This is a genomic window from Nocardioides sp. Leaf374, assembly GCF_916862475.1.
Lineage (GTDB): Bacteria > Actinomycetota > Actinomycetes > Propionibacteriales > Nocardioidaceae > Nocardioides > Nocardioides kribbensis.
In genome coordinates this window covers 1-19,865 of the sequence record NZ_CAKASO010000033.1, presented here as the reverse complement: position 1 = coordinate 19,865, position 19,865 = coordinate 1, and the positions used below count along the sequence as shown (strand labels likewise).

At 65.1% G+C, this 19,865-nt stretch carries 14 protein-coding genes; 3 read left to right on the top strand and 11 right to left on the bottom strand.

Annotated elements, in window-relative coordinates; translation table 11 throughout:
• Positions 1-378 precede the first annotated feature (378 nt).
• Genes LPA27_RS14275 through LPA27_RS14250 form a run of 6 tightly spaced genes read right to left on the bottom strand, consistent with a single transcriptional unit; the run spans position 379 to position 11,474 of the window.
• Positions 379-3,438 (bottom strand): type III restriction-modification system endonuclease, encoded by a 3,060-nt coding sequence (locus tag LPA27_RS14275; RefSeq protein ID WP_228942866.1) that lies wholly within the window; start codon positions 3,436-3,438, stop codon positions 379-381.
• Positions 3,439-3,445: 7 nt separating this feature from the next.
• A complete protein-coding gene (locus LPA27_RS14270; protein ID WP_228942865.1) occupies positions 3,446-5,401 on the bottom strand; it encodes a site-specific DNA-methyltransferase in 1,956 nt (651 codons plus the stop codon).
• A 1-nt stretch (position 5,402) separates the two neighbouring features.
• Positions 5,403-7,346 carry a site-specific DNA-methyltransferase gene (locus tag LPA27_RS14265; RefSeq protein ID WP_228942864.1) on the bottom strand — a complete coding sequence of 648 codons (1,944 nt, stop codon included), beginning with the start codon at positions 7,344-7,346 and terminating at the stop codon, positions 5,403-5,405.
• Positions 7,347-7,374: 28 nt separating this feature from the next.
• Positions 7,375-8,031, bottom strand: a complete 657-nt coding sequence (locus LPA27_RS14260) for a DUF4391 domain-containing protein (protein ID WP_267477217.1) — start codon at positions 8,029-8,031, stop codon at positions 7,375-7,377.
• Positions 8,031-11,282: a helicase-related protein gene (locus LPA27_RS14255; RefSeq protein ID WP_228942862.1), complete on the bottom strand. Its 3,252-nt coding sequence runs from the start codon at positions 11,280-11,282 to the stop codon at positions 8,031-8,033. Before LPA27_RS14255 ends, LPA27_RS14260 begins: the two co-directional genes overlap by 1 nt.
• Positions 11,283-11,285: 3 nt before the next feature.
• Positions 11,286-11,474 carry a helix-turn-helix domain-containing protein gene (locus LPA27_RS14250; protein ID WP_228942861.1) on the bottom strand — a complete coding sequence of 63 codons (189 nt, stop codon included), beginning with the start codon at positions 11,472-11,474 and terminating at the stop codon, positions 11,286-11,288.
• An 80-nt stretch (positions 11,475-11,554) separates the two neighbouring features.
• Here LPA27_RS14250 and LPA27_RS14245 point away from each other — a divergent pair, with 80 nt between their 5' ends.
• Positions 11,555-12,262, top strand: coding sequence for a hypothetical protein (locus tag LPA27_RS14245; protein ID WP_228942860.1), 708 nt, complete (start codon positions 11,555-11,557; stop codon positions 12,260-12,262).
• Between the two features lie 467 nt (positions 12,263-12,729).
• Here LPA27_RS14245 and glnA read toward each other — a convergent pair whose 3' ends face one another.
• Positions 12,730-14,154 carry a type I glutamate--ammonia ligase gene (gene glnA, locus LPA27_RS14240; protein WP_228942859.1) on the bottom strand — a complete coding sequence of 475 codons (1,425 nt, stop codon included), beginning with the start codon at positions 14,152-14,154 and terminating at the stop codon, positions 12,730-12,732.
• Between the two features lie 207 nt (positions 14,155-14,361).
• Here glnA and LPA27_RS14235 point away from each other — a divergent pair, with 207 nt between their 5' ends.
• Together LPA27_RS14235 and LPA27_RS14230 are read left to right on the top strand one after the other, a co-directional pair.
• On the top strand, positions 14,362-14,787 hold the full coding sequence (locus LPA27_RS14235; RefSeq protein WP_056862684.1) for an RDD family protein: 426 nt from the start codon (positions 14,362-14,364) through the stop codon (positions 14,785-14,787).
• 89 nt (positions 14,788-14,876) lie between these two features.
• Positions 14,877-15,758 carry a DUF6612 family protein gene (locus tag LPA27_RS14230; RefSeq protein ID WP_228942858.1) on the top strand — a complete coding sequence of 294 codons (882 nt, stop codon included), beginning with the start codon at positions 14,877-14,879 and terminating at the stop codon, positions 15,756-15,758.
• 77 nt (positions 15,759-15,835) lie between these two features.
• Here the strand turns inward: LPA27_RS14230 and LPA27_RS14225 are convergent, their stop codons facing one another.
• The 4 genes from LPA27_RS14225 to LPA27_RS14210 all read right to left on the bottom strand — a co-directional run bounded on the left by LPA27_RS14225 (position 15,836) and on the right by LPA27_RS14210 (position 19,621).
• The gene (locus LPA27_RS14225) at positions 15,836-16,573 is read right to left on the bottom strand and encodes a DUF4191 domain-containing protein (protein ID WP_056862686.1); all 738 of its coding nucleotides are present in this window, start codon (positions 16,571-16,573) and stop codon (positions 15,836-15,838) included.
• Positions 16,574-16,607: 34 nt separating this feature from the next.
• The gene (lipA, locus tag LPA27_RS14220; protein WP_056862687.1) at positions 16,608-17,549 is read right to left on the bottom strand and encodes a lipoyl synthase; all 942 of its coding nucleotides are present in this window, start codon (positions 17,547-17,549) and stop codon (positions 16,608-16,610) included.
• A gap of 87 nt (positions 17,550-17,636) precedes the next feature.
• Positions 17,637-18,629, bottom strand: coding sequence for a hypothetical protein (locus LPA27_RS14215; protein WP_228942857.1), 993 nt, complete (start codon positions 18,627-18,629; stop codon positions 17,637-17,639).
• Positions 18,629-19,621, bottom strand: coding sequence for an ABC transporter ATP-binding protein (locus LPA27_RS14210; RefSeq protein ID WP_228942856.1), 993 nt, complete (start codon positions 19,619-19,621; stop codon positions 18,629-18,631). The genes LPA27_RS14215 and LPA27_RS14210 overlap by 1 nt, the downstream gene beginning before the upstream one ends.
• Positions 19,622-19,865 lie beyond the last annotated feature (244 nt).

The window sequence follows — 19,865 nt, the reverse complement described above, 5'->3', positions numbered from 1 at the left end:
CGCCTCCGACATGACGAGCCTGAGCTTGCTCGTGTCCCGCGGGACGACGGCCAAGGCACGTCGTCCAACCGACCCGGGAGGTGAGACCCATCACGTCTCGAGTGGGGTTGATTGCTCAGCTGGACTTGACCTGCGGATCGATCTTCTTCGAAATGCTGCTCATCCTCATGGACTCAAACAGGAGCGGCATCAAACCTGGGGCGCTTCATCAACACCCCCGGCTCACGAGCACGGGCCACAGCCACCACATCGTCGCGGAACTCTTGCGGGTAGGGAGCAGGCATAGCGACATCCTCTCTTCCGGCGCCGAGCACCAGAAGTCAGTTGTCACCTACACCTGCATCACGCCCCTGCTTCTCGGCCGCAGGCGAGCCCCCGTCAGCCAGCCACCAACTGCATCAGAGTGGTGTAGTCGGTGACAACGTCGTACTTCACATTCCCCCCTGACGTGTTGAGCCGGGCGAAGAACTTGCGCGCACAGTCGATCTTGGCCTCCTCGACGCCCTTGAGCTGAAGGGTCGACATTGAGCCCTTGGTCTCAGCGACGAAGCAGACGTGCTTGACGGTGCCATCCGTGAAGGCGATCGCCCAGTCAGGGTTGTAGTCGCCAACGGGCGTGGGGATGAAGAACCCGCGCGGGAGCTTCGCGTAGACGGCCACCTCGGAGCTGGTGTCGAGCTCCGTTACGAAATCACGCTCGACCTTTGAGTCGGTTACGACGTAGTCGTACACGCTCTTTGTGAGCTTCTGGCCGGCCTTGGCGAAGTCCTTTGCGGTCTGATTCTGCGTAAAGATCGCCGCGTCGAATCGGTCGTCGAGGGTGTCGTAGCTTAGGTGCTCGACGATGACGGTTGCCTTTTGCTCGTTGATGAGGCGCGCCGCTTCAGTGATGAACTGCTCGGGATTGAGGCGGAACTTGGCGAAGACGTCCGCCCGGATCTGGGTCAGGATCGCTGCTGCTGTCTTCCTGGTGAGCTGAGTCTTCTCTGTGATCTCGCCGAGGAGGTCGTACTTCACCTGGCTTCCCGCTGTGACTGTCTCGGTCTGGGTCGTCGTGCGCGACACCGTGAAGCCGCCGCCCGAGCTCAGGTCCTCGACCTCCATCTGCTCTCGCTGCTGCCCGGACTGAACGACGTACTGCATCGCGGCGACGTTGAGGTGCTTGTCGATTGCGCGGATGCACTTGGTGATCAACTCGGTCGAGTCGAACTCGACTTGATAGACCGCCTTGTGGTTGATCCTGCCCCAGAGGGCTTGGAACTCCTTCTTGTGGAAGTTCTCCTCATTGAGTGGGATCCGTTTTGGCTTCCTGTCGTTGGTGATCGCCGGGACATCGATGTAGAGCATGTCCACCAGTGGCCAGACGAAGTCAATGACCGACTTGAGCACCCCGGAGGTCGGCTCCGGCAGCGTGCCAGCTTCGCGGGCCGTCTTGTAGGCATCCGAGACGGTGTCGTCCTCATTGAGGTAGTCGTTCCTAACCAGGTACTTGTACAGCGCCTCAGCAACCTGCGACTCGACAACCACTTCGCCAGACTCGGTCTTGATTGTCTTCCCGACGAAGAACTTGACGCTGGCCTTGCGCGGGCGGGCCGCGAGCGACTCTGCGATTTCCTTCTGAAGGCCGGTGACGAAGTCGGTGTATGACTCGTCGGTTACGACCGTCAACTCGTTGATCTCGTGAACCGTGACGGGATTGTCCATCCTTTCTCCATGCTGGTCGACCGACAGTCGGAGGCCCCGTCCGATCTCCTGTCGACGCGAGATCGTGTTGTCGCTCTTCTTCAGCATCCCCATGATGAAGACGTTGGGGTTGTCCCAACCTTCACGCAGGGCCGAGTGCGAGAACAGGAACCGCACGGGCTCGGTGAAGGACAGCAAGCGCTCCTTGTCCTTCAGGATCAGGTCGTATGCGTCTGCATCGGTCGACTGTCCGGCGTCGTCCCCTCGGGCGGCGACCTTGGGGTCAATTAGACGCGCGGTCTTCTTGTCGATAGAGAAGTACCCCTGATGCACCTTCCGGACCGGATCGCGGTTCAGGTAGTCGCGGTAGGCGGATGTCGCTTCGTCGAGTTCCAGTTCGCTCGTGACGTCTTCGACGATGAGGGTGTATTCCTCCTCGAAGACTCTGGCGTAGTCGCCGAGAGTGTCCTCACGGTCGTAGTCGCGGTATTTTGCGACCTCGTCGATGAAGAAGAGCGACAGAACCTTCACGCCTTGGGTGAAGAGCTGGCGCTCCTTGTCGATGTGAGCGCGGATCACCTCGCGGATCTGGATCCGCCGCTTGGTCTCCTCGGTCGCGTCACGATCGGCGAGCTGTCCGGCAACGACGACATCTCCGTTACTGAGGGTGAGGGTGTCGTCCACCGCACTGATGTCGGTGACAAAGAGATCCTTGTAAGCCTCCATCTCATTGGATAGGTCGTGGAGACGACTGCCGCGCTGGAGACGCTTGATCTGGCGCTTGATCACGCCGCCTGCGGTGGCCACTTCCATCTCCACGCGGGCCGTGGGGAGTTGGCCCTTCTTGACCTCGATGGCATCCAGGTAGAGGTACGCGGAGAGCCCGTTGAGGCCCCTAACGGTGATGCCGCGAACGGCGATCTTCTTGACGAGCTTCTGGTTGTACGCATCCAGCGCGTCCAGCCGATGCACCTTGGTGTGCTCGACCTTGTGGGTGGCGGAGTACCGCAGAATGGCCAGCGCGTTGAATCGGGACAGGGCCTCCAGGGACTTCGCAGCGCCGATCTTCTGCGGCTCGTCAATGATGACGATGGGCCGATTGGCGCTGATCACGTCGATGGGCCGACGTGACTGGAAGTCGTCAAGGACGTCGTAGATGCGACGGTTGTCCTTCCCGGTGGCATTGAAGGCTTGGATGTTGATGATCATGACCTGCACGCCTGCATCGGAGCTGAAGCGCTCGATCTCATGCAGCTGGGAAGAGTTGTAGATGAACGAGCGAGGCTTGCGGCCGTAGATCTCCTGGAAGTGCTCAGCCGTGATGTCGAAGGTCTTCTTGACACCTTCGCGGATCGCGACAGAGGGCACGACGATGATGAACTTCGACCATCCGTACCGCTTGTTCAGCTCCATGATCGTCTTGATGTAGACGTAGGTCTTCCCGGTGCCGGTTTCCATCTCGATGTCGAGGTTGGGCGAGTCAGGCGCAGCCTTGCTGTCAGCGACCTTCGTGGATAGTGGCAGGTTCCGCGACTGCTGAACGTGATGGAGGTTGGTGAGCAGTTGGGCGGGGGTTAAAAGGATCTCTGCGTTGCGGAGCCCTGCGTCGGCGGACGCGTCATCAAGGCGCGCCAAGCGGCGTCCTGGATCGATTCGGTACGAGACGCCATCTACCTTCGGCTGACCGGCAAAGACGTTCACGACTGCGTCGACGGCGTCCGTCTGGTACTGCTGAACCTTGAACTGAAGCTTCATGAGTGGGTCACATCGTCGCGATCGTCGTGTTGGGGCTCAGCTGCTTGAGCAGCTGTTCGGCGTTGATCCGCGCGGCGTCAGTCTCGAACGCAGCGTCTCGAAATAGCGCATGAAGCGGTTGGGGGCCCGCGATCGACCTCAACATCTCCTGGCTCACCTTCCGCGCGAAGCAGGCGATCACGGCCCCATCAGCGACGTCGAAGATCACGGTGCCGTCAACATTGAGCTCGACAACGGGGGAGGCGGGATCGACCCCAAGGTCCAAGAGGGCGTCGAACAGCAGGTCGTCGTCGGTGCGATCTGGCTTCACGGTTGCCTGAAGCTCCAGGAGGGACTCCTGGGTCACTTCGTCCGGAGTCCTCCGAACGTCGGCGCGCGTGCTGCTGTCCAAGCGGAGCGCCCGGAAGCCGATGTCGCCAGTGAAGCCTTTTGCCTTTAGAGCCGACCCTGCGCGCCGCACACGTTCGCGGCCGATCGCCGCGATGGTGCTGAACCCTTCGGCAGCCGCGGGGGTGCCGGCACCACACGGCTCATCAAGCTGAACCATGATGAAACGCCGCTGGCCGCCGTCCGCGGCGTTCTGCCGGAGCACAGCTTCGGCCGTGGCACACGAGCCTGCAAAGAAGTCCAGCACCAGATCATCCGGCCCCGTGGCGACCGAAATTAGGGTCTCAAGCAGCCCGACCGGCTTGGGAGTGTCGAACAGGCGACCCATGCCGAGAGCTTCGAGGTCGGCCTGCCCCGTCATCGTCGATGGCCCGATGACGATGTCCTTCATGGTCATCCCGTCGACGTCCCGGATCTTGGTCCGGATCCGAAGCCTTCCGTTCGTGGTGTCGAACTCAAGATCTTCATGGTCGGCGAGGATCTTCGCCCGGCTCCAGCGCCAGGCATGCCAATTCAATCCCGGGCGTGAGTTGGGGTGGGGCATCGCGGTGATGAAGCCCGGGTACGTCGTCTCGTCATCAAGGTCGCTGACGCGGACCTCGCCGCTGTCCGAGTTGTAGTGGATGCGGAACACCATCGTCGGAGCAGTGCGCTCGTTGAACTTCGAGTTCGTGTTGTAGAGCTCATTCTTCGTGACGTAGGGCCCCTTTGCGTCCTCCTTGAGCGCATACGCGGCACCCTTGTAGACGTCGGGCATGAGCTTGCGGAACGCCGCCCCGGAGCCCCGAAACTGATTGACCGCCTGGGCGTCCCTGGCAAAGCACAAGATGTATTCGTGAGTGCCAGCTGGGCCACCGTCAGAGATCTGTCGGCCCTTCAAGTTGCTCACCCAGGTGATGGTTGCGACGAAGTTGTTAGGTCCGTACAGCTCGCTCAGGAGCATCTTGAGTTGAGCGACCTCGTTGCCGTCGATGCTGACGAAGCCGACCCCGTCCTCGGTGAGCAGCGAGCGCGCCACCTTCAAACGCGCATACATCATGCTGAGCCACGCCGAGTGGAAGCGACCGCCAGTCTCGGACGTCGCAACGAGGCGCGCGCCAGCTTCGTCGACCTGACCGGACTGCTTCAGGTAGTCGTCCCGCGAATCTGCGAAGTCGTCCGCATACAGGAAGTCGTTGCCGGTGTTGTAGGGCGGGTCGATGTAGATCATCTTCACCTGCCCAAGGAGCGGCTCCTGCAGCAGCTTGAGCGTGTCCAGGTTGTCGCCCTCGATGTAGAGGTTCCTCGTGGTGTCGAAGTCGACGGACTCAGCTCGGATCGGTCGGAGGGAGCGCGCAGTGGGAGAGTTCGAGAGGAGAAGAGCCTCCCTCTTCCCAGGCCAGTCCAGTCGATAGCGCTCTTGAGTTCCCTCAACCAGTTGGCCACTGAACTCTTGGCGAAGGACATCCCAGTCGACGGCACGCGTGGCCGCACCGTCGGCTGACCGAACCTCCGTGACAGCGTGAGGGAAGCGCTCTGCCAGATAGTCGAGGTTGTCGGAGAGAGCGTCGAACGAGGTGAGATTGAGCCTGGACAAGTCAGATCACCTTGACGTCGGTGGCAGGGGACAGTTCGCGGAAGATCTGCTCGGCGTTGATCCGTGCGGCATCAGAGGAGAAGCCCGAGTCGCGGAACACGGCGCGCAGCGGTTCCTGTTGGGCGAGTGCGCGAACCAGGTCAGGGGAGATGTCACCTTCGAAGCAGGCGACCAGTGCGCCGTCATCGACGACGAACAACTCGTGGCCTTCCAGATGCCGCACTGCAACCGGCATCGATGGGTCGAGGCCCCAGCTGAGGAAGACCTCGAACAAGATGTCTTCGCCGGTGCGGTCCGGCTTCAGACTGTTCTGGAGTTCCATTAGCGAATCTTGAGGGATCGCATCCGGTGTGCGCTCGACCGCAGCGAGGTTGGTGGTGTCCACCCGCAGGGATCGGAACCCGACGTCGAGATCGGCACCCAGCATTCCAGCCGCCTCCTTCACTTGTGCACCGGCGCGGCGCAACCGTTCACGGGCGACGCTGGCGATGGTGTCGTAGTGCGGGTGGTCAACCGCCTCGTCGAGCTGGACGAGGATGTATCGGCGACGTCCGCCATCTGCTGCGTTGAGGTCCATGACGGCGTGGCCAGTGGAGCCAGAGCCGGCAAAAAAGTCGAGGACTACTGCGTTCGGGTTGTCTCTCGTGATCGCGCCGAACCAACGGGCCAGGACGGCTGTGTCCTTGGGGTAGTCGAAGACATCGGCGCCCAGCAAATCATCGAGCTTCTTGGTGCCCGGCATGCGTGCCTGCGTGAAGGTTGGGTAGGGAACGCGGTCACCTTGCTCTGCCAGGAACCGCTTGAGGCGTGGCGAGGTTGTCTCATCAGGCCCGAAGAGAACACGTCCCTGATTGATCAGTTCGTCCATCGTCTCGCGCGAGTAGCGCCAGCCATTCGTCGGCGTCCGAATGGCCTTTCCGGTCTTCGGATGCGCCATCTCGTACATGAGGTTCGGGCGCGGGTTTGGGCTCGTCATGTTGTCCGCTTGGAAAACGCGACCTTCGCCGTCGATCTGGTCATATCGGAAGACAGCTGGCTCCAATTCAGCCTTGATCGCCCTGACTCCACGCCGAAAGATCGACGTTGCCTTCGCGGGGTCTCCCCCCGCCTGCTGCCAGGCCTGGCGAGCGACCGCTTCAACTTTCTCAATCCCAGGTTTGGGCTCTTTCCAGCGCGTGTCGAGAGAACGAAGCAGACGCTCGTTCTTGGCGTAGATGAGCATGTAGTCCACGCCACCCGCGGTGTAGCGCGCGTCGTTCTTTCCGCTGCCCTGCCACGTCACATTCGCGATGAAGTTCTCAGAGCCGAAGACCTGGTCGAGGACCAGGCGGAGGTTGCCATGCTCGTGGTCACCGATCGCGGCGATGATGACCCCGTCGTCGGTCAGCAAGCCACGCGCCAACTTCAGCCGGGAGTACATCATGCTGAGCCAGGCGGAGTGGAAGCGGCCGTTTGCCTCCGTGTTGGTGACAAGGCGGTCACCCGTTTCCGACTTCTGACCGGAGCGGGCAAGGTAGTCGGCGCTCGACTCAGCGAAGTCGTCCTCGTAGACGAAGTCGTTCCCGGTGTTGTACGGCGGGTCGATGTAGATGAGCTTGACCTTGCCGAGATACGACTCCTGAAGGAGCTTCAGCGCGTCGAGGTTGTCGCCTTCGATGAAGAGGTTCTTTGTGGCGTCGAAGTCGACGGACTCGTCGCGCATCGGGCGCAAGGTCTTGGCGATTGGAGCGTTCGCTGTGAAGGCCGCTGCACGCTTACCCGGCCAGTCGAGCTGGTAGCGCTCCTGAGGCCCTTCGACGACGTGATCCGAGAGCTCCTGCCGAAGCAGGTCGAAGTCGATCGCCTTGGACGGGTTACCTTCCGCATCCAGGGTCTCCGTGACGACCGATGGGAACACCTCAGCGAGCCTGTCGATGTTGGCCTGCGTCAGGTCCGGGGACGTCATTCGTAGCTTCTCCACTGCTGCCCTGTCTCTACTTTAACTCGTCTAGTTCTGCTTGCTTCGCCTTGAGCTCGCGTCGGATGTCGATCTTGCGGTTGAGCTGCGGCTCGGTGCGCAGCCGCCGTGTCAACGTTCCGATCTCACGCTCCAGCTGGGTGGCGCGGGCCATTCTCTCGATGGCCCCCGACAGTTCCTCGCCCGGGCGTCCGGTGACGGCCAAGAGCGAAGTCAGGATCGCTTCGTAGAGGCCCTGGAGGTTTAGCGCAGGCGGAAGGTCGCGACGCTCGTTTGTCGTCGCTTGCCAGTCGCTGCGGAAGTATGAACTGAGCTTCGGCCCCCGGAGCCCGGACCCCTTGCGAGCCGCTGCTACCTGGACCTCTCCAGACGGTCGGGTCAGCTCGAAGATGATCGGCGATGGAATGGCCGTGTCGATTGCTTTCAGCACGCTGTCCGTCAGTTCCGTGCTCTTGAGATCGACCTCGAACACCTGGAACTCTTCGACTTGCTCGGCAGGAGCAAGACGAACCGACTCCTCACCGATCTTGTAGGCCCACCGGACCCGCAAGACGTCATCGACAAATTGCTGCTTGAGTTTCGCACTCGCCCCCGCTTCGGCGTACAGGCGCTCCTTCGGGACATTGCGGTCCACACGGCCACGGTCAGGCCATCTGTACAGCGCAGCGGTCATTAACCCGCACCCCCGGTTGGGACGATGGCGATGAAGGCAACGAGCTCGAAGTCGTCGAGGCCGGTGAACGTCTGCGTAAGGGCGGTCGTCTTGCCACCTGAGAAGAGGCTGTCGATGTCACGCTCCTCAGTGACGTCGATGAGCGATCGAATGGCTTGCGTGAGGAGGTCTGAGTACGCCGACATGTCAGTGCCCTCGTGGGTCGCTGCGTTGAAGACGTGGTATGCGGCAGGCACAGGCTCGGACACTCCGTGGCAACTGCTCCTGATCAGGTCAAGCACATGCTTGACCTCGGTGTGGTCGGTGATGACCCGACCATCCTCGTCGAGGTAGACCAAGTAGTAGGGGTGGAGTCGGTTGTGACGGTTGATGTCGACCGACTGGTCGACGTTGCGCAGGGCGAAGATGGCCCCTGGCTTGAGCCCCTTCGCGGGGTCGGCTGGTACGGCGGCGTGGAGGCCTTTGGGAGCCGACCCGAGATCGCCGTACTCCTGGACGTACGCAAGGAGGTCCATGCGGAAGTCGTTGAGCCCCAGGTCCGTGATGGACACCCCGGTGCGAACGTCCTCGAGTTCGATGACCTCGTCCTGGAGCTTGCGAAGTTGCTCCCGCCGAAAGGCGGTCTCGCTGCTCTCCTGAGTCAGGACGTTGTCATCTGCAGTGGCCGCGAGGTCGGCGATCACCATGCGGTTCTCGACGCGCTCCTTGAGGTTGATGTACTCATCGAGGGAGATGTCGGGCCAGAAGTTGACGAGTTGGATTGTGGCGTTGGTGGACCCGATGCGGTCGATGCGCCCGAAGCGCTGGACGATGCGCACGGGATTCCAGTGGATGTCGTAGTTGATCAGGTAGTCGCAGTCCTGCAGGTTCTGTCCCTCGGAGATGCAGTCAGTGCCGATCAGCACGTCGATCTCGCGGGTCTCCTTCGGCATCACCAGCGCCTTGTCCTTCGACCTCGGCGAGAAGAGCGTAAGGATCTCCTGGAAGTCGAATCCCTTCCCAAGCGAGGTGCCGTTGGACGTACCCGTGACCACGCCTAGCTCAAGACCAGCCCGGGTTAGGACGGGTGTGAGCTCGCGATAGAGATAGTTGGCCGTATCCGCGAACGCCGAGAAGATGAGGACCTTTCTGTTTCCTTCATTAAGGGGCTCCCGGACCTTCGCCTCGACCTGACTGATGAGACGTTGGAGCTTCGCATCGTGTCGAGGACTGATCCTCTCCATCTCCTCGATGAGCTCCTGCAACGTCTCACGGTCGTTCCAGAGGTCGCGGCGCCACGAGACCGTGTCCATGTCGGCGAGTTCGACTTGGAACTTGCGCCCCACGCTGCCGGACTCGGGGATCGCGAAGTCGTCGTCCTCTGCTCCGATGTCTCCGAACGCCGTAGCGGGGTCTTCGAGGGCCTTGTCATGGTTGTCGAGTGCTGTTAGGGCGGCGTCAACGGCACCGTGAACCTTCCTGAGCGTTATCCGAAAGGCCTCGACTGAGCTTTCCAGGCGCTTGAGCAGGTTGACGGTCATGAGCTTTTGGATGCCCCGCTCGCGGCCGGCGTGGTCGAGGTTGCCGCGCGCGGTTCCACCGCTGACGTTGTAGAGATCGACGTACTTCTGCAGTTTGCTCGGGAAGACGTATGCCAGCGGCGCATACACCGCCAGGGTCAGCACCTGGAGCTGCTCGAAGATCTCGTTGAACGCCGGGGCGTTGTCCAAGTCGGTGAGCGGCTCGCGCAGCGACAGGGGCGGCCGACGGCTGGGAAAGACTCCGATGTCCGCTGTGTCGTAGAACGCCTGAATGTGCTTCCGCGACCGTGCGATGGTGACTGCGTCAAGGAGCTCAAAGAAGTCGAAGTCCAACATCGAGAGAATCGAGTTAGTGGTGCGCTCCTCCGGCGGCAGGGTCGACCACTTGGTGAAAGCCAGCTGCGCCTGCCGGAAGGCCTGCTCGACACTGGTCGCAATGTCGAGCTTCGAGGACAAGTTGTCTGACTCGCCTTCATACGCGAGTGCGAGCTGGTTCTTCAGGTCCAGGAATCGGTTGTTGACCGGCGTTGCTGACAGCATCAGCACCTTCGTCTTCACGCCCTGTTGAATGACCTGACGCATGAGTCGTTGGTAGCGAGACTCCTTCTCCTCCGCGTAGTCGGCATTGCGGAAGTTGTGAGACTCGTCGATGACGACCAGGTCGTAGTTGCCCCAGTTGAGCCGGTCGAGGCGGATCTGGCCAGCGTACCCGCTCGAGCGACTCAAGTCAGTATGGGCGAGAACGTCGAAATTGAGCCGGTCCTTGGCGAGGATGTTCGTGGTCAGATTGGTGTTGTACGTCGTCCAGTTGTCTTCAAGCTTCTTGGGCGCGAGGACCAGCACCGACTTGTTCCGGAGCTCGTAGTACTTGATGACCGCGAGAGCTGTGAAGGTCTTTCCGAGGCCCACGCTGTCGGCCAGGATGCACCCGTTGAAGGTCTCCAACTTATTGATGATGCCGGTCGCCGCGTCCCTCTGGAAGTTGTAGAGCCGGTTCCAGATCTCGGTGTCCTTATAGCCCGTCAGGTCGTTGGGCAAAACGTCCTCACTCACCTCGTCCAAGAACTCGGCGAAGAGGTTGTAGAGGATCAGGAAGTAGATCCGCTCGGGGCTGTTCTCTGCGTAGACCGATGCGATGTGCTCGTGAACGAGATCTGTGACGTCCTGGACCTGTTGGGGGCTGCTCCAGACCACATCGAACGTCTGAAGATACGCGGCAGTCAGCGGCGCCTCATCGATCTTGTTGACGAGGTTCGAAACGGCATCACCCCGCTCGTAGCCCAAATCGGAGCTGGTGAAGCCCTGCAACGGCATGTACGCGACTCGGTCGTCGACCACCGCGAACTGCTGCATCGGCGCTCCGGTCGTGTTCGACTTGAACCTGACCTTCGCCTTGATCCACTCGGCGCACTCCCGTGCGATTGCCCGCTGAGTCAGCCTGTTGCGCAACCGAATTTCGAACTCGGAGCCATACAGGCTTGACTCGCGCTTGGCCTGCGGGATGTAGAACTCGCGGCGCTCCTTCTTGAGCTTGTCGGTGGCCTGGCGGGCCACGAACGTCGGTGCGGTGAAGATGAACTCCAGGGCCTCGACGTGCTCCAGTTCCTTGCGCAGCGCCTCGAACGCATAGATCGAGAATGCCGAGGCTGCGATCCTGACCTTCGAGCCTCGTCCGATCGTGGCCCTAAGGTCGTCGCCAAGCAGGCGGTTGACGTTGTCGAGGATCTCCATCGGTCACTCTGCTCCGGCCGTGTCGGCGCTGCCGGCCCGGACCCACGCATCCACTTCGGAAACCTGGAACTTCCATAGGCGTCCGACCCGGTGAGCAGGCATGCCCTTCGTTGCGATCCAGCTGTAGACGCTGTCCTTCGTGACGCCGAGATGTTCGGCGATCGCGTCAGCAGACACCCAGGGCTCGGTCACAGGGCTCACGTTAACGGGATCAAGCCGGGTCTTTGCCGGTTTGGGGCAACCGCGCACCGTCAGTGCGCCAAACTCGGGCCATGGCCGCCCCTTCGTTCTCATTAGCCGCCCCGCCGCTGCAGACATCGCTCGACCGCTTCGTCGCGATGCTGCGCATGCCACGCGACCTGCTCGCCATCCATCCGCGGTCGAAAGGCAACTCGGGCAAGGCCGCAGCGCTCAACCCCGCCTTGGTGCTTGGGACGATCTCGGCCTTTGAGGGTTTCGTCGAGGACTTCATCGCGGTGGGTCTCGCCAAGCAGGGCGCAACGATGGGGGAGATTGCGAACGAGATCGGCAAGTGGAACAACCCTGACCTTCGAGATTTCTCGACTCGCGTCGAGGCCGTGTTCGGCGGACCAGGCAAGAGCGTTGCAGGTCGCAAGATCCGCATGAACATCAACACGCGCGCCGGTCACAGCACGTGGGCCGAACGAGAGGTCGACTGGGCTGACGTTCTGCTGGACGCGTCGTCGTGGATGCAGGTGCGCCATGCTCTGACTCACGGCCTCGTTCCCTCGTGGAGCGACGTCCGGTGGCCACCGCCCTTGAGGAAGGACCCGAAGCGGCCACCCGCCTCCCGGGTTCTGCGCAAGTCCGGCAATGGCCATACTCTCGTACTGCAGAACGCCCTGAACTGCTGCCGCATTTACACTTTGGGGGCACAGCACATTGCAGACAGCGCCGCTGCCTGGCTCGGTGAAACGCTGGACTGGTCGAAATTTCCCGAGTTCAAGCTCAAGAAGTAACGGTCCCGCCCCATGGAGTTCCGTTCGCAGGCCCGTCCCGTTCGCGGCGGGGATCCTCGAGCGCAGCTCCGAAGGAGCCTTGCGATGGTTTGTGGCCGTCGGTGCCTGCTGGCCGGAGGGCTCGGATTGGGCTCGGTTTGATTCGCAACCTCCCGCAAAGGCGTCCTGCCGTTGTGAAGGCGAAACAGCTGCATCGTCGTAGGTCAGCGGCCAGTTTGGTCCGACGTGAGCGGCCAATCGCAAGCGATCGCACTCGCGCTCAGGCCCCTCGACCTGTTCCCGAAGACGCACCACGTTGAGTGTGCCGCACTCGTCCGGGTGCTCGCGCCCTGATGCTCCCCGACGTGGGTGCACTGGGTACGCACAAGGATGAGAAACGGCGCCTGACGCTGGAAGACGTTGAGAGACGTTTTCGCAGGTCCGACGCCGTTTCAGGCATCTAGCCGCAGGTCAGCTAGACCCCCGACTTAAATGTCGTAGTAGAGCTCGAACTCGTGCGGGTGCGGGCGCATCTGCACGGGCATGATCTCGTTCTGGCGCTTGTAGTCGATCCAGGTCTCGATCAGGTCGGGCGTGAACACGTTGCCGGCCGTCAGGAACTCGTGGTCGGCCTCGAGGGAGTCGAGGACGGCGTTGAGCGAGGTCGGGACCTGGTCGATGTCGGCCATCTCGTCCGGCGGCAGCTCGTAGATGTCCTTGTCGATGGGCGACGGCGGCTCCATCTTGTTCTTGATGCCGTCGAGGCCGGCCAGCAGCAGCGCCGAGAAGGCGAGGTAGGGGTTGGCCGACGGGTCGGGGCAGCGGAACTCGATGCGCTTGGCCTTGGGGTTGGACCCTGTGATCGGGATGCGCACGCAGGCCGAGCGGTTGCGCTGGGAGTAGACCAGCGAGATCGGGGCCTCGAAGCCGGGCACCAGGCGGTGGTAGGAGTTCACCGTGGGGTTGGTGAAGGCCAGCAGCGAGGGCGCGTGCTTGAGGATGCCGCCGATGTAGTGGCGGGCCATGTCGGAGAGGCCGCCGTAGCCGGTCTCGTCGTAGAACAGGGGCGAGCCCTCGTTCCAGATCGACTGGTGCACGTGCATGCCCGAGCCGTTGTCGCCGAAGATCGGCTTGGGCATGAAGGTCGCGGTCTTGCCGTTGCGCCAGGCGGTGTTCTTGATGATGTACTTGAACTTCATCACGTCGTCGGCGGCCTTGAGCAGCTCGTCGAACTTGTAGTTGATCTCGGCCTGGCCGGCGGTGCCGACCTCGTGGTGGGCGCGCTCGACCTGCAGGCCCGACTTCTCCAGCTCGATGACCATCTCGTCGCGCAGCTCGCCGAAGTGGTCGGTGGGGGCCACGGGGAAGTAGCCGCCCTTGTACTTCACCTTGTAGCCGCGGTTGTCGTTCTCGAACGAGTCACCGGTGTTCCAGGCGCCGGCCGAGGAGTTGATCTCGTAGTAGCCGGCGTTGGCCTTGGTCTCGAAGCGCACGTTGTCGAAGACGTAGAACTCCGCCTCGGGGGCGAAGAACGCGGTGTCGCCGATGCCGGTGGTCTGCAGGTAGGCCATCGCCTTGCGCGCGATGTTGCGCGGGTCGCGGGAGTAGGCCTCGCCGGTGAGCGGGTCGTGGATGAAGAAGTTCACGACCAGGGTCTTGGAAGACCGGAAGGGGTCGATGTAGGCCGTGGTCGGGTCCGGGAACAGCGACATGTCGGACTCGTGGATGGCCTGGAAGCCGCGGATCGAGGAGCCGTCGAAGGACAGGCCGTCCTCGAAGACGGACTGGTCGAACGACGACACCGGCACGGTGAAGTGCTGCATGACACCGGGCAGGTCGCAGAAGCGCACGTCGACCATCTCGACGCGCTCGTCCTTGATATAGGCGAGCAGCTCGTCGCTGTTCTGGAACATTCGTCCTCCTTGGCTGTCCATCTCGTGGGGCAGCCGGCGGTCTGGGAGTGGACAGCCCGGTGCGACGTTGCGCCGGACGGATGCGGCCCACCCTAGGGAGATAGGCGTTTCCTGACCGTATCGGTTGTATGTCGTGCATGTAACAGCAGGCACGCTCAGTGGTCAGGCTCCGGCGGCGGTGCAGGAGCCGCTGGCTAGCCTGGGGGAGTGACCAGCGCCGCCACCGGACCCGCCCCCGCCGTCGACACCGCGACCTGGCCGCGGCGGATGCTCGCGCTGCTGGTCGACTGGGCCGCCTCCACCCTGGTCGTCGTCCTCTTCGTCGGCTTCGAGGACTACTTCGAGGTCGGCAGCAACCTGCAGTCGTGGACCCTGCTGGTCTACGTCGTCGAGGCCACCGTGCTGACCGCCACCGTCGGCGGCTCCTTCGGCCAGGTCGCCACCCGGCTGCGCGTGGTCTCCCTGCCGTACGGCGCACCCGTGCCCCTGCTGCGCAGCCTGGTGCGCCACGTGATGGTCATCCTCGTCATCCCGCCGCTGGTCTTCCGCCCCGACGGGCGCGGCCTGCACGACGTCGTCGCGGGCTCGGCCACCATCACCCTGCAGACCTACCGCGGGATGCTCGCGCGCTGAGCCCGGATCGTGACCTCCGGGGAGGTTTGCCGGGCGCCGGTCGTTGGGACTCTCGAGACAGACCCCCACGACGACACGAAGGGCACCCCATGTCACGCACCACCACCTGGAGCCGCACCCTGCGCCGCTCCGCCGCCGCCGCGGTCGTCCCGCTGGCCCTCGTCTCGCTGAGCGCCTGCGGCAGCGACGAGTCCGCCGACGACACCAGCTCCAGCAGCGCCGACACCGGCAGCGACACCGGCAGCGACTCCGGCTCCGAGAGCGACTCGGGCTCGGAGGGCTCGACCGAGGAGACCCTCGCCGAGGGCGACGAGGTGCCCGCCGACGAGATGGCCGACATCCTCTCCGCCTCCTTCGAGGACGCCACGACCGCCACCTTCACCATGGAGACCGGCGGCTCCGCGGCCATGCAGGCCGAGGGCGAGGCCGACTTCTCCGAGAACCCGTACTCCATGGAGATGCAGATGAACGCCGGCGGCCAGGACCTCACCATGGTCCTGGAGGACAACGTCATCTACATGCAGGGCATCGCCGGCGACGGCTGGGTCAAGATGGACCTCAGCGACCCCAACAACCCCTTCGGCTCGCTGATGACCGAGCAGATGGACCCGCGCACGATGTTCGACTCGATGGAGAAGGGCATCCAGTCCGCCACCTTCGTCGGCACCGAGGACGTCGAGGGCGAGAGCCTCGACCACTACTCCATCGTGCTCGACGGCAAGGCGCTGCTGGAGAACCTCGACCCCGAGATGGCCGGGCTCGCCGAGTCGCAGATGCCCGACACGATCGCCTACGAGATCTTCCTCGACGGCGAGGGCCTCTTCCGTCGCGCCGAGGTCGACATGGGCGCCACCGGCCCCATGACGATGACCTACGACAACTGGGGCGACCCGGTCGACATCGAGGCCCCGCCGGCCAGCGAGGTGCAGTCGATGGAGGACCTGATGGGCTCCATGGGCGGCATGAGCTGAGCCCCACCACCCAGCACGACGACGAAGGGCGCCTCCCCGGCCGGGGAGGCGCCCTTCGTCGTACCTGGTGCAGCGGGTCAGCGGCCGCGCATGTTCTGCCGCATGCCCTTCATGTTGGTCGGCACCGGCCCCTTGGGCAGCGGTACGGCGGAGCGGTTGGCGTCGAGCGCCTTGAGCCGGTTGAGGATGTCGGTGATCTCGGCCGGCTTCACCTGGCGGCCCAGCTTCTGGACGTGCTTGACCAGCTTCGGCAGCGGCACCTGGCCCTCCTCGCGGCCGCAGACGACCTCGTGGATCGGGGCGCCGCCGGCGACGCGCTCGTGCTTGCGGCGCTCGGCGGTGAGCAGCTGGCGGGTGCGGTGGGCGTTGCCCTCACCGATGAGCACGATGCCCGGAGGGCCCACGACGCGGTGCACGACGTCCTGCTGGCGGGTGAACGCGACCGCCGGGGTGGTCGTCCAGCCGCGGCGCAGCATGCGCAGGGCGGCCGCGGCGGCGCCGGGCTGACCCTCCATCTGCCCGTAGGCCGAGCTCTGGGCGCGGCGGCCGAAGACGATCAGCGCGGCCAGCGAGCCGAAGAGCAGCGCACCGATGGTGGAGAGCACCCAGGCGAGGGCGCCGGAGCCGGGCAGGATCCAGAAGATCGCGAAGCCGACGGCGGCGGCGACCACGAAGGCCAGCAGCAGCCACAGCCCGATCTTGGGGTCGGTGCGCTTGGTGATCTTGTAGGTCTCGGCGAACTGCTTGCGCCGGCTCATCGCCTCCGGCGCTGCGGGTGCGCCGGACTTCGCGGCGGCGTCCTTCTTCTTGGCCATGCGGGCGTGCTGCTCCCAGTCGTGTCGGTCGTGCTCAGGCCGAGGCGCCGGAGCGGGCCTCGATGGCCTGACGGTACAGGCGCCCGGCGCGGTAGGACGAACGCACCAGCGGGCCCGAGAGCGCGCCGGCGAAGCCGATCTCCTCGGCCTCGGCCTGGAGCTCGACGAACTCCTGCGGCTTGACCCAGCGCTCCACGGGGTGGTGGCGCACCGAGGGGCGCAGGTACTGCGTGATCGTGATGAGGTCGCAGCCCGCCTCGTGCAGGTCGCGCAGCGCCTGCGAGACCTCCTCGCGGGTCTCGCCCATGCCCAGGATGAGGTTGGACTTGGTGACCAGGCCGAAGGCGCGGGCCTGGGTGATGACGTCGAGGGAGCGCTCGTAGCGGAAGGCCGGGCGGATCCGCTTGAAGATGCGCGGCACGGTCTCGACGTTGTGGGCCAGCACCTCGGGGCGCGACTCGAAGACCTCGGCCAGCAAGTCGGGCTTGCCGTTGAAGTCGGGGATGAGGTTCTCGACGCCGGTGCCGGGGTTCATGTCGTGGATGGCGCGCACGGTCTCGGCGTAGAGCCAGGCGCCGCCGTCGGGCAGGTCGTCGCGCGCGACCCCGGTGATGGTGGCGTACTTCAGCTGCATCTTCTGCACCGACTCCGCCACGCGGCGGGGCTCGTCGCGGTCGAGGGCCTCGGGCTTGCCGGTGTCGATCTGGCAGAAGTCGCAGCGGCGCGTGCACTGGTCGCCGCCGATGAGGAAGGTGGCCTCGCGGTCCTCCCAGCACTCGAAGATGTTGGGGCAGCCGGCCTCCTGGCACACCGTGTGGAGGCCCTCGGACTTCACCAGGCCCATCAGCTCGGTGTACTCCGGGCCCATCTTGGCCCGGGTCTTGATCCACTCGGGCTTGCGCTCGATGGGGGTCTCGGCGTTGCGGACCTCGAGTCGGAGGAGCTTGCGGCCGTCAGGAGCAGGAGCAGTCGTCACCCCTTGACTCTACGCCGGTGGGCCAGGTCACGAGGAGTCGGCGAGCCCGGGCCGGCGCCGGCCGCCCGGGTCGGGGAGCGGGCCGGGTCAGGGCACGTCGCGGCGGCGGAACGACACCACGGAGGCCGCGCCCAGCGCGAGCAGCACGACGCCGACGTAGGAGCCGCCCTGCACGGCGCCGATGCGCTGGGTGGCGTCGCAGTCGAGGCGGGGTCGGGCCATGCCGGTGAGGCAGGCGGGCTCGAGGTCGGAGTCGTCGTAGTAGACGACCTCGTTGGTGATGGCGGCCAGCACGTTGAGCTGGGGCTGCCAGCGCTGGGTCTCCTGGCCGCCGAGGACCCCGATGAGGGTGCCGCCGAGCACGGTGAGGGCGAAGACGACGCCGAGCGTGGCCACCGTGCTGCGCAGCAGCATGGTCAGCGCGTAGCCGCCGAACGCCGCGCCCGCGGCGACCAGGCCCGTGCGCAGGCACTGCTCGAGCCCGTCGAGCAGCACGCCGTCGCCGGTGCTCAGGTCGCGGGAGGAGGCGATCGCCATCAGCGCCAGCCAGCACGCCAGACTCACCAGCAGCGCGACGAGGAGCCCGACCGCGCCGACGGCGAGCGCCTTGGCCGCCCAGACGCGCCCGCGGCGGGCCTCGAAGAGCAGCTGGTTGCTCATCGACCCCGTGTTCCAGTCGTGGCCCACGAAGGTCGTGCCGAGCATGACCATCAGCAGCACCAGCACCGAGGCGACGACGACCATCGCCCCGCCCTCCAGCGATTCGGACAGGTCGAGCGGGCTGCGCCCGGCGTACGACGACACCACCTCGAGGCGGCAGGCCTCGGGGAGCTCGGCGGCCGCGACGTCCTCGAGGCCGTAGAACTGCGGCTCGCGGCCGCAGGAGCGCACCTCCTGCCGCAGGAACCGGCCGCCGTAGTCGGCCTCGGCCGAGGCCAGGTCGGCCTCGGAGAGGGGGCGGGTGCCCCACGCGGTGGCGCCGACCACGACCGCCGGCACCAGCACGGCGGCCGCGAGCAGCAGCACGACCGCGCGGCGCCAGCGCAGGCGGGTGAGCTCGACCGTCAGCAGGGCGCCCATCAGCGGCCTCCCAGGGTGTCGTCGGCGGTGAGGGCGAGGAAGTAGGACTCGAGGTCCTGGCGCACCGGGGTGAGCTCGCTCAGCCACACCCCGGCCTCGGCCAGGGCGCGGGTGACGCGGGCGGGGTCGTCGGTCTCGACGGTGAGGGCGTGGTCGGGCTCGGAGCCCGGGTGGTCGGGGTGGTGATCGGCGCGGTGGTCGCCTGGGTGGTCGGCGGGGTCCTCGGCGGGGCCGGTGACGGCCAGGCCGGCCTCGCGCAGCACGCGGGCGGCGAGGACGGGGTCGGGCGTGACCACGCGGTGGGCGGCGGCGCCGGCGAGGAGGTCGTCGACGGTGCCGCTGGCCAGCAGCCGGCCGTTGCCGATGATGGTGGCCGAGGTGCACACCTGCTGCACCTCGGCGAGGATGTGGGAGCTCAGCAGCACCGTGACGCCGGCGGCGCCGAGGTCGCGGACGGTGTCGCGCACCTCGCGGATGCCGGCCGGGTCGAGGCCGTTGGTGGGCTCGTCGAGGATGAGCAGGTCGGGGTCCTTGAGCAGGGTGGCGGCGATGGCCAGGCGCTGCTTCATGCCCAGGGAATAGGAGCGGTAGCGGTCGGCGTCGCGGCCGGTCAGCCCGACGGTCTCCACCGCGGCGTCGACGCGCGCGTCGGGGGCGCTGATGGAGCGGGCCAGGAGGAGGAGGTTCTGCCGACCGGTGAGGTGGGGGGAGAACTTCGGCGACTCCACCACCGCGCCCACGCGGCCGATGACGCTCGGCAGGCGCTGCGGCACCTCCTCGCCGAAGAGGCGCATCGAGCCGGAGGTGGCCCGTGAGAGCCCCAGCAGCATGCGGATCGTCGTCGTCTTGCCCGACCCGTTGGGGCCCAGGAAGCCGTGGACCCCGCCGGCGGGCACCGCCAGGTCGAGGCCCTGCACGGCCACCCGCCTGCCGCCGCGGCGCGACGCGTACTCCTTGCGCAGGCCGCTGGTCTCGATCACGAGCGCGCTCACCGGTGTCCTCGATCCTCCCGACGTCACGGCGCCGGTCGGGTGATCAAAGCAGCCGCCCGCCGGCGGTGCGCGGGGGCGCGCCGTACGGGGTCTTTACCCGCGGGGGGGGGGGGGGGGGGGGGGGGGGGGGGGGGCGGGGGGGGGGGGGGGGGGGGGGGGGGGGGGGGGGGGCCGGTGACGGGCCCGGTCACTGGTTGGGCCGGGGCTCGCTGACCGCCTCGTCCTGGGCGCCGTCGGCGGGGTC

Excerpts from the sequence above, each read along its gene's own strand:
- LPA27_RS14275 (WP_228942866.1), bottom strand. The coding sequence starts at position 3,438 with ATGAAGCTTCAGTTCAAGGTTCAGCAGTACCAGACGGACGCCGTCGAC.
- LPA27_RS14265 (WP_228942864.1), bottom strand. The coding sequence starts at position 7,346 with ATGACGTCCCCGGACCTGACGCAGGCCAACATCGACAGGCTCGCTGAG.
- LPA27_RS14260 (WP_267477217.1), bottom strand. The coding sequence starts at position 8,031 with ATGACCGCTGCGCTGTACAGATGGCCTGACCGTGGCCGTGTGGACCGC.
- LPA27_RS14255 (WP_228942862.1), bottom strand. The coding sequence starts at position 11,282 with ATGGAGATCCTCGACAACGTCAACCGCCTGCTTGGCGACGACCTTAGG.
- LPA27_RS14245 (WP_228942860.1), top strand. The coding sequence starts at position 11,555 with ATGGCCGCCCCTTCGTTCTCATTAGCCGCCCCGCCGCTGCAGACATCG.
- glnA (WP_228942859.1), bottom strand. The coding sequence starts at position 14,154 with ATGTTCCAGAACAGCGACGAGCTGCTCGCCTATATCAAGGACGAGCGC.
- LPA27_RS14230 (WP_228942858.1), top strand. The coding sequence starts at position 14,877 with ATGTCACGCACCACCACCTGGAGCCGCACCCTGCGCCGCTCCGCCGCC.
- LPA27_RS14225 (WP_056862686.1), bottom strand. The coding sequence starts at position 16,573 with ATGGCCAAGAAGAAGGACGCCGCCGCGAAGTCCGGCGCACCCGCAGCG.
- LPA27_RS14215 (WP_228942857.1), bottom strand. The coding sequence starts at position 18,629 with ATGGGCGCCCTGCTGACGGTCGAGCTCACCCGCCTGCGCTGGCGCCGC.